At 71.7% G+C, this 9,390-nt stretch carries 7 protein-coding genes and 1 pseudogene; 3 read left to right on the top strand and 5 right to left on the bottom strand.

The window, feature by feature from the left end; genetic code table 11:
• Positions 1-242 (bottom strand): annotated as a pseudogene (locus AB0J09_RS44970) (hypothetical protein); the annotation flags it as partial.
• 3 nt (positions 243-245) lie between these two features.
• On the opposite strand from AB0J09_RS44970, the gene AB0J09_RS44965 reads away from it, so the two are divergent.
• Entirely contained in the window at positions 246-1,727 is a 1,482-nt protein-coding gene (locus AB0J09_RS44965; RefSeq protein ID WP_360705545.1) for a hypothetical protein, read from the top strand.
• Between the two features lie 165 nt (positions 1,728-1,892).
• Here the strand turns inward: AB0J09_RS44965 and AB0J09_RS44960 are convergent, their stop codons facing one another.
• Entirely contained in the window at positions 1,893-3,182 is a 1,290-nt protein-coding gene (locus tag AB0J09_RS44960; RefSeq protein WP_360705542.1) for a citrate synthase, read from the bottom strand.
• Positions 3,183-3,250: 68 nt separating this feature from the next.
• Here AB0J09_RS44960 and AB0J09_RS44955 point away from each other — a divergent pair, with 68 nt between their 5' ends.
• Positions 3,251-4,471 carry a hypothetical protein gene (locus AB0J09_RS44955; RefSeq protein WP_360705539.1) on the top strand — a complete coding sequence of 407 codons (1,221 nt, stop codon included), beginning with the start codon at positions 3,251-3,253 and terminating at the stop codon, positions 4,469-4,471.
• A 108-nt stretch (positions 4,472-4,579) separates the two neighbouring features.
• Here AB0J09_RS44955 and AB0J09_RS44950 read toward each other — a convergent pair whose 3' ends face one another.
• Positions 4,580-5,866 (bottom strand): MFS transporter, encoded by a 1,287-nt coding sequence (locus AB0J09_RS44950; protein ID WP_360705536.1) that lies wholly within the window; start codon positions 5,864-5,866, stop codon positions 4,580-4,582.
• 86 nt (positions 5,867-5,952) lie between these two features.
• On the opposite strand from AB0J09_RS44950, the gene AB0J09_RS44945 reads away from it, so the two are divergent.
• Positions 5,953-6,606 (top strand): HAD family hydrolase, encoded by a 654-nt coding sequence (locus AB0J09_RS44945; protein ID WP_360705533.1) that lies wholly within the window; start codon positions 5,953-5,955, stop codon positions 6,604-6,606.
• A 6-nt stretch (positions 6,607-6,612) separates the two neighbouring features.
• Here AB0J09_RS44945 and AB0J09_RS44940 read toward each other — a convergent pair whose 3' ends face one another.
• Together AB0J09_RS44940 and AB0J09_RS44935 are read right to left on the bottom strand one after the other, a co-directional pair.
• A complete protein-coding gene (locus tag AB0J09_RS44940) occupies positions 6,613-7,497 on the bottom strand; it encodes an NAD(P)-dependent oxidoreductase (RefSeq protein ID WP_360705530.1) in 885 nt (294 codons plus the stop codon).
• 84 nt (positions 7,498-7,581) lie between these two features.
• Positions 7,582-9,390, bottom strand: a 1,809-nt coding sequence (locus AB0J09_RS44935) for an SbcC/MukB-like Walker B domain-containing protein (RefSeq protein WP_360705527.1), incomplete at its 5' end; no start/stop codon positions are given.

Raw genomic sequence — 9,390 nt, 5'->3', positions numbered from 1 at the left:
GCGATGCCCACGCCCAGGACCAGCAGCAGGACGGTCTCGCGGAAACCGCCCTTCTTCTTCTCTTTCCCCACGCCCTCCGCCTTCTTGGTGACGGCAGTGCGGCCCTCAAGGCACGCTACGGAAAAGCGCCGGACGCCGAGGCGGGCGTCGGCGGCGAGTCGGGTGAGCTGAGCGGAAGAGCGCCGGAGGCCCAGTCGGGTGGGCTGGTGCTGGGCGATTTGCGGGGGTGGCCTAACGAGCATGCGGTGATCGTGGATGCGTCGCAGCTGGATGCCGCCGCCGGCGCTCTGGCCGCGTTGCCCGGTTCGGTGCTGGTCAGCTCGGCCGGGGTGAGCGTCGTGGGGGCGTTCGACGGGGTGGCCACCGGGCGTGAGGCCCGGATCAAGGCCGCCGAGCAGCGACTCAATCGGGCGAAGGACGTCCAGGAGACGGCGGCGCAGGCCGTACGTGATGGGGAGGAAGCCGTCAGCGAGGCGCAGCGGCGGCTGGAAGGGGCCAGGGCGGGGGTGCGCCTGACCGAGCTGGAGGCGAAGCTGACCGAGCGGCGGGCCAGGCTGGCCGAGCTGAACGCCGCGATCGAGGAGATCGCGCCGAAGGTCGCCGAGGCCGAGCGGCAGGCCGGAGCTCTGGACTTCCGGGCCAGGACCAGGGACATGGAGATCGAACGCCTGGAGGGTCGGCGGCATCGGCACGAGGCCGAGCGGGCGCAGTCCCGCGACCAGGAGGCCAAGGTGACCGCCGAACGCGAGTCGCTCAAGCTCGACGCGCTGGCCGCCGACTGGGGCGGCCCGGTCGAGACGGCACGCGGATGGCTCGACGCGCTGCCCGAGGAGGAGCGGCCGCGCGCGGCCGAGGAGTGGTGGCGGATCGCCGAGCGCCACTTCGACCAGGCGTTGCGCGACACGTTCCCGGAGGAGGACGCGGAGATTCCGGAGGAGTTGCAGTTCCTACTGAGCGAGCGGGGCGGGAGCACGGCGCGGGAGCAGGCGACGTTCGCGGCGGTGTGCGGGGCGCTGGCCTCCTACCTGCGTGGCCAGGAGGACTACGAACGGCACCAGCGGCGCCAGATCGAGGCGCAGGTCGTCTCCAGGCAGCGCGACCTGGCGGCGGCGGCGCGGGGCGCGGAGGAGGCGGCGCAGTCGACGGCCGTGCACCGGGCGGCGTTGACGGCGGCGATCAAGGCGCGGCTCACGCGGGTGGCCGAGGAGTTCGAGAAGCTCGACACGTCTTACGGGGGTTACGGGGCGACGCTGGAGTTCCCCGTGCCGCCCGCGCCCGCCGACCCCGAGCAGCGCTGGCAGTGGCGGGTGACGCCGAAGTGGCGGCGCGGCGAGGGGCAGGGGTTCGTGCCGTACAACCGGCGGGCCAACACCGCCCTCATGGACGAGAAGGCCGTCAAGCTGGTGTGCGCGGCGGCCATCGCCTCGTCCGGGGGCGGGCATCTGTGCCTGGTGCTCGACGAGCTCGGCCGCAACCTGGGCAAGGAGCACCGCAGGGAGGCGGTGGCGCTGTTCAGGCGGATCGGGGAGACGTACGGGATCACGGTGATCGGGGCGCTGCAGGACGACATGGAGCCGTACGCGATCGACGCCTGCGGCCAGTACGTCAAGCTGCGGCGCTCGTCGGACGCGATGCCGTACAACGAGCCGCCGGTGATCGTCGGGCACGACCAGCACGCCGAACGGGTGCGGGCGCTGGCCGCGTACGTCGACAGGACGGCCGGTTGACGCGGGGGTGGCGCCCCGCCGACCGCTTGCGGCGCCCACCCGGTCTCCCGCCCGGGGCTGGGCGTCCCGCCGCCCCTGACCAGTGCGGGACCGCGTCTTGAGGACCGTCTCGACGGTGGACTGGATGATCGGTGGGAGCCGCGGGGTGAGCGAGCCGGGGCGCGGTTACTTGATCGGTGGGCCGGTGTAGGAGGCGCGGAGGCGGAGGAGGGTGCCTCGGCCGTACTCCTCCATGGCGTGGGCCAGCCAGCCCGCCGCCCTGGCCACCGCGAAGATCGCCTCGCCCGCGCCGCTCATCATGCCGCTCACGGCGGTGAGGATGGCGAGGGCGAAGTCCACGTTCCGCTCCGGGAGACGACGCCTGCGCATCTCCTCCAGTAGGGCCACTCCGGCGGCGAGCCGCTCGTGCCCCGGCGCGGCCTCCTTGACGAGGTCGAGCAGCATGCCGCCGCGCCCGTCGCCGTTCTTGTAGATGCTGTGGCCGAAGCCGGGGATGCGCTCCCCTCGGCGTACCCGCTCGGCGATGGCCCGTGCGGCCTGGTGCGGCTCGGCGACCTCGGCCAGCAGGCGTTCCGCGCCGTACGACGCGCCGCCGTGCAGCGGGCCGCCGAGCACGCCGAGCCCGGTCAGCACGACGGCGTACGGGTCGGCCTTGGCGGAGGCGGCGACCCTGGCGGCCAGGGTGGAGGCGGCGAGCTCATGGTCGGCGAGCAGCACCAGGGCGGCCTGGAGGGCGCTGAGCAGGGCGGGGGTGGCGGGGCGAGGGCACAGGCGGGACCAGAGGCGCTCGGCGATCGACTCTCCTTGAGGCTCGCTGAGCCGCGGCAGGGCGTCGACGAGGCCCGCGATCATGCGGCGGCCCGTGGCGGCTACGGAGGCGGGGTCGAGCTGGTAGCGGAGGGAGTCGGACGCGCCGAGGACCGTGGTGATCACCTGGAGGCGGTCAAGGGGAAGGAGGTCCCCCGGAAGCCCACGCTGCGCGGCCACGGCGGCCCGCAACGCCTCGGGCTCGCACCGCCACGGCAGCACCCCGACGTCTGCGCGCGCGACATCGGACCCGCCACGCGATACCGTCCCTGGCAGATCAGCGCCCGGTGTGCCGGAATTGCGCAGCTGCGGCGCGGAGGCCCGGAGCGCATCGGGGGCGGCCGTCCAGAGCCATTCGGCGACCGATTCGAAGGCGCTCGTCTTGGCCAGCTCCAGCGCGTCGATCCCGCGGTAGTACGGTCGATCAACTCCGAGTGCGGCGATAGCAGACTCGATCACGAGCTCCGGCGGTTGATTCCGAGGCCGGCCACGCCGGGCCAGCCGCTCGATCTCCTCCATCGAGAACAGGCTGCGCCGCCCGTCATCGCTATGCCGCCGGGTCAGCACACCCCTGCTCACGTATGCGTACAGCGTGGCGGGCTTCACTCCCAGCCGCTCGGCCGCCCTGGCCGCATCGATCCACTCCACGCCCACTCCTCCTATATTGATGGAAATCAATATTGATCCATGTTGAAGAAGCATGTCAACGTGGGTGCATGCCAAAAATTCATTTCCTCGATGTGACCAACCGGGACGGCGTGCAGACCGCGCGCACCGGCCTCTCGAAGTTCGGCAAGACCATGGTCAACTTCTATCTGGCCAAGCTCGGGGTGGCGCAGTCCGAGATCGGCTTCCCGTTCCTGTTCCACGAGGTCCCGTACGTCAGGGCGCAGGTGGCGTTGGCCGAGGCGGGGGCGTTCGGCGGGCTGCGGCTCTCAGGATGGTGCCGCGGCGTGCCGCAGGACGTGGAGAAGGCGGCCCCGCTCGGGCTCAAGCACTACAACCTGTCCATCTCGACGTCCGACTACATGATCCAGAACAAGTTCCGGGGGCGCCTGGACAGGGACGCGATCATCAGGGAGATGACGGCCGCCGTGCGCACGGCCAAGGCGGCAGGCGCCGAGACCGTGGGGGTGAACGCGGAGGACGGGTCGAGGACGGACGACGGCTTCCTGCTGGAGTTCGCGCTGGCGGCCAAGGAGGCGGGCGCCGACCGGGTGCGTTACTGCGACACGATCGGCGGAGACACACCCGACAGGATCCGCGAGCGCTTCGCCAAGCTGGCCTCCGCCATCGCTATGCCGGTAGAGACCCACTGCCACAACGACCTGGGCATGGCTGTGGCCAACTCCGTCTCGGGCGCGCTCGGCGACCTCGACGTGGGGCAGGACGCGTGGATCAACACGTGCGTGAACGGTATCGGTGAGCGCTCCGGCAACGCCGACCTGCTCTCCACCATCCTGGCCTTCCAGCACGGCTTCGGGCTCAACGCGGAGATCGGCGACGCGCTCGACCTGTCGTGGGCCCGCAGGTTCGCGTTGTGGGCGAGTTACGCGTTCGGCCAGCCGCTGCCGCACAACCAGGTCGGGGTGGGGCGGAACGCGTTCGCACACGAGAGCGGCATCCACGCCGACGGCGCGCTGAAGGACCACGGCAACTACGAGCTGTACGACGAGGCCACGCTGGGCCCGTTCCCCGAGGACTGGCACGCGCGGGACGGCCGGGTCGTGCTGACCGGCGAGTACGGCGGGAAGGCGGGCTTCCGGCACGTCATGGACGGGCTGGGGGCGGAGGTCCGTGACGAGGACCTGGCGTTCCGGCTGGTGCAGATCTGCAACGCCATGACCGGCCGCCCGCTCACCGACGACGAGCTCCGCCTGATCGCCGCGTACCCGCGCGAGCTGTCCCTGCTGTTCCCCGGGTACGAGAACCCCTAGCACCCGTTTTCCACACGTCACCGCGACTGACCCGCGTTCCTCCGCACTTCGGTTGAGGTCCCTTGAGAGAGGGGCCAAAGGGCGAGGCGGGATGTTCGGAAGACGGGCCTAGAGGGTGTCGTCGCCCGTCTCGGGCAGGGCCAGGAGGCAGAGCAGGCTCAGCAGGGCCATCGCCGAGACGTACACGCCGACGGCCATCACGCCCATCCCACTGGCCTGCATGCTGGTGGCGACCAGCGGGGGCACCGCGCCGCCGAGCACGCCGCCGAGGCTGTAGGCCACCGAGGCGCCGCTGTAGCGGTACTGGGTCTTGAACAGCTCCGGCAGGTACGCGCCCATCGGCCCGAAGACCAGCCCCATCAGGCCGAGTGCCCCCGCCAACGCCAGGCCGACCAGGAAGACCGACTTGGTCTCCATCAGCGGGAACATCACCAGCCCCCACAGGACCGCCACGCCCGCCCCGGTGATCAGAGTGCGGCGGCGGCCGAGGCGGTCGGAGACCATCGCGGAGACCACCGTGCCCGCGCCCATGAACACGACCCCGACCATGGTCAGGCCAAGCATGGTGGTCTTCGGGATCTTCAGCGTGGTGGTGCCGTACGCCAGGCAGTAGGTGGTGGCGGTGTAGAAGAGCGTGTAGGCGATGGTCATGGCGCCGGCGCCGAGGAGCACGCGCCGCCACTGGTGCCGCATGAGGCCCGCGAACGGCACCTTGGCGATCCGGTGCTGGTCCATGGCCGCCTGGAAGACCGGCGTTTCGGAGATCTTGAGGCGTACGTACAGGCCGACGATCACCAGCAGCAGGCTGGCCACGAACGGCAGCCGCCACCCCCACGCCCCGAACTCCCCGTCGCTGAGCGCCTCGCCCAGGATGAGGAACAGCCCGTTCGCCAGGACGAAGCCGACCGACGGGCCGAGCTGCGGGAACATCGCGTAGAGCCCGCGCTTGCCGGGCGGCGCGTGCTCGGTGGCCAGCAGCGCCGCGCCGCCCCACTCGCCTCCGAGCCCGATGCCCTGCGTGAACCGCAGCAGCACGAGCAGCACCGGCGCCGCCACGCCGATGGCCGCGTAGCCGGGCAGCAGCCCGATCGCGACCGTCGAGAGCCCCATCACCAGCAGCGACACGACCAGCATCGACTTGCGGCCGACCCGGTCCCCCCAGTGCCCGAACACCGCCGAGCCGAGCGGGCGCGAGATGAACGCCACCGCGAACGACGCGAACGCGGCCAGACTGCCCGCCACCGGGTCCAACTTGGGGAAGAAAGCGGTGTTGAGCACCAAAGCTGCCGCGGTGCCGTAAATGTAGAAGTCGTAGAACTCGACCGCGGTGCCGATGAGGCTGGCAGCTGCGATCCTTGACCGGCTGGGCGCGGCGATTGGGGGGGATATTGTCATACTTGTCTCACTATGCGGACTAGCGTCTTGAGAAGCGATACAGAGAAACTATCACCTGCCGAAATGTCACATTGAAGGGAACGGGTTTGGCTGTCGATCTGGTCATCTTCGACTGCGACGGGGTGCTCGTGGACAGCGAGCCGATCTCCGTACGCGTGGGCACCGCGGCGCTGCGGCGCCTGGGCTGGGCGATCGATGAGGCGGAGTACGCCGAGCGGTTCGTGGGGTGCACAAACGAGTACTGGGAGGAGCAGATCGGTGAGACGCCGCCGGGCTGGCGCGAGCAGCTCATCGCCGACTACACGGCCGCGGTCAAGACCGAGCTGTGCGCGATCGAAGGCATCGAGGAGGCACTCGACCGGCTCACCATGCCGACCTGCGTGGCCTCGAACGGCCGGCACGTCACGATCCGCCGCAGCCTGGAGCTCACGGGGCTGGCCAAGCGGTTCGACGGGCGGGTGTTCAGCGCCGAGGACGTGGCCAGGGGCAAGCCGGCGCCGGACCTGTTCCTGCACGCGGCGGCCACGATGGGGGTGGCGCCGGAGCGGTGCGTGGTGGTGGAGGACAGCCCGTTCGGGGTGACGGCGGCGATGGGCGCGGGCATGCGCTGCCTGGCCTTCGCCGGCGGCCTCACCCCCGCCTCCCGCCTCACCGGCCTGGGCGCCACGCTCTTCCACCACCCGGCCACCCTGCCCGACCTGATCACCTCTCTCGAACGGGGCACCCGCGACGCACCGTGAGGGTCGTCACCCCTGACGGGCGCGCCCGTTCTCGTCCAGGTAGTCGCGCCAGGAGCGCTTCGGGTTCCAGCCCAGCAGGCGGTGGGCCTTGGCGCACGAAATGCCCGAGGCGTCCTTCCGGGAGAGCGGGCGCAGCTCGATCTGGTCGCCGTAGTACTCCCGCAGCGCGGCGGCGAAGTCGTGCCCGCCCGCGTTGTCCGGCGATGCGATGTAGAACACCTCGTGACCGGGCAGGTCGGACTCGGTGGCCAGGACGATCGCGTCCGCGAGGTCGTACACGTCGATGTAGCTCCACAGGCCCGCGCCGATTTCGGAGGCGTCACGGACCTGCGGGCCGAGGTTGCGCTCGTAGTTGCCCTCGTGCTGCACCCAGCTCGGCCGCAGCGAGATGCACCTGATGTCCGAGCGGCGCACCGCCGCGTCCATGAGCTGCTCGCCGAAGTGCTTGGCCAGCGCGTACGGGTCCTGCGGCCGGATCGGGTGCTCCTCGTCCACGGGCGCGTAGTCGGGCAGGAAGGGACGCTCGGGGAAGAAGAAGCCGGGGACGGTCTCGCTGGAGATGTTCACGAAGCGGGAGACGCCGAAGCGGACCGCGGCCTCGATCATGTTGAACGTGGCCATCAGGTTGTTCTGGAAGACCACGTGCGGCGGGTTGGCGGTGGGGTCGGGGATGGCGGCGGCGTGTACGACCGCGTCGGCCCCGCGGACCACGGCGAACGCCTGCCCGGCGTCGGTCAGCTCGGCCTGCTGGTAGCGCGGTCGGCCGGGCTCGGACCGCTCGAAGACGGGGCGTGTGAGGTCCACGCCGGTCACCTCGTGACCGGCCTCAGCCAGCGCCTTTACGGCCGCACGGCCTACCTTGCCGTGGGCTCCGGTGACGACGACGCGCATGAGCACTACTCCTTAACGGGCTCGGTGCGAGCAATCTACGCGAGATCCGTCCTCTGCCGCCCACCCGCATCGCCGCCGGAGCCGTCAACCCACCCCCGCCAGGGCCAAAGTCGATCCGGTGCGGGTCTTGGTGACCTTGAGCTGGGAGGTGATCCTCGACCGGAGCTCGGCGACGTGGCTGACGATGCCCACGGCCCGCCCTCCGTCGCGCAGCCCGTCGAGGATGTCCAGCACGCCGTCGAGGGTGTCCTCGTCCAGCGTGCCGAAGCCCTCGTCCACGAAGAGCGTGCCCAGCTCCGTGCCCCCGGCCTCGGCCGTGACGACGTCGGCCAGTCCAAGCGCCAGCGCCAGGGAGGTGATGAAGCTCTCGCCGCCGGAAAGCGTGGCCGGATCGCGATCGACACCGGTCCACCCATCGGCCACCCGCAGCCCCAGCCCGCCGCCCGAACGGCCCCGGGACCCCGCCGTCTTCCGCAGATCGTGCCGCAGCAGGTAACGCCCCGCCGACATGTGGTCGAGCCGTTCGTTCGCGGCGTCCACCACCTGCCGCAGCCGCTCCCCCAGCACGAACGACGACAGGCTCATGCTCCACTGGTTGTCGCTGGAGGTGCCGCTGGCCAGCGCCGCCATCCGCTCGGCCAGCCGGTGCCGTTCGGCCGCCGGGTGCCACCGCTCGATGCGGCCGGACAGCTCGCCGTACAGCTCCTCCAGCCGCTCCGCCCTGGCCACGGCACGGTCGCGCTCGCTCGACAGCCTCGTGTACGCCTCTTCCAGGCGGTCCCTTGTGCCCTCGAACGCCGCCAGGTCCGGCGCGGGCTCGGCGGCGGCCGCGATCAGCTCGGGCTGGGCGAGGACGCTCGTGACGGCGGCGTGCTCGTCGTCCAGCCGCCGCAACGCCTCGGCCTTGCGTTCCCGCTCGGCCGGACTCCTGAACGCCGCCTCCGCCTCCGCCACGTCCGCGAACCCCGCCTCGACGGCCGCCTCGGACGCGGCCTGCCTGGCTCTGACCAGCTCGTCGTCGGCCGCCATCGCCGCCTGCGTGGCCTCCAGCGCCTCCCGTAGCAGCTCAGCCTCGTCATGCAACCTGGACAGACGCGCGGTCAGGGTGGAGTCGTCGCCCCGCGCGGCGTCCAGCCGCGCGCTCAGCCGCCCGGCGTCCCCGCTCAGCTCCTCATGCCTGGTGCGGAAGGCCGCCAGCCGCGCGGCGACCCCCCGCCCGCGCTCCTCCAGCTCCAGCCGCTCTCGACTGAGCGCCGCCGCCTCCCGCGCCAGCACCGGCTCCTCGCCGGCCGACGCCCGCAGCCTGCGCAGCTCACGCTCGGCCCGGTCCAGCGCGGCGGGCCCGTCCAGGTCCGTTTGCACGGAGCCGTCTCCCGTGCCCTGCGCATCGCGCGCAGCCGCCTCTCCCGGGAAACCGGGCTCCCCCGGCACCGCCTCGGCGCCCTCGGCCGAGAAACGGGATCCCTCGGGGCCGGCCTCCTCAGGAGCACTGAAGTGTGTGGAGCCCTCGTCTGGGGCGGTTTCTCCGGCGGTCTGGGCGAGGTCCGTCGCCGCGAGGCGGGTGCGGAGCCGGGCGCGTTCGGACTCCAGGTGGGTACGGTGCGCCCGGTGGGCGGCGAGGGCCTCGGCGACTTTCCTGGCCTGGTCCCGGACCCGTTCGCGCTCGGTCTCGATGCGGTCGAGGGCGGAGGCCAGGGCGGGCTCCCGGTCGGCCACCGCCTGGAGGCGGGCCAGCTCCTGCTCGGCCCCCAGAACGTGCGCCTCCGCCGTCCCGACGTCCAAGTCCCCTGTGGCCTCGACCGCGTCCGTGTGCCGGGACTCGACGGAGGCGAGGGCGCGTTCGGCGACCTCGCGTTCGGCCAGGGCGGCGTCGCTGGCGGTCTCGGCCGCGTG

The sequence above is a fragment of the Nonomuraea sp. NPDC049784 genome (genome assembly GCF_040659615.1).
Taxonomy (GTDB): domain Bacteria; phylum Actinomycetota; class Actinomycetes; order Streptosporangiales; family Streptosporangiaceae; genus Nonomuraea.
The sequence above is the reverse complement of the archived record's forward strand: the minus strand, read 5'-3'. Positions and strand labels throughout refer to the sequence as shown.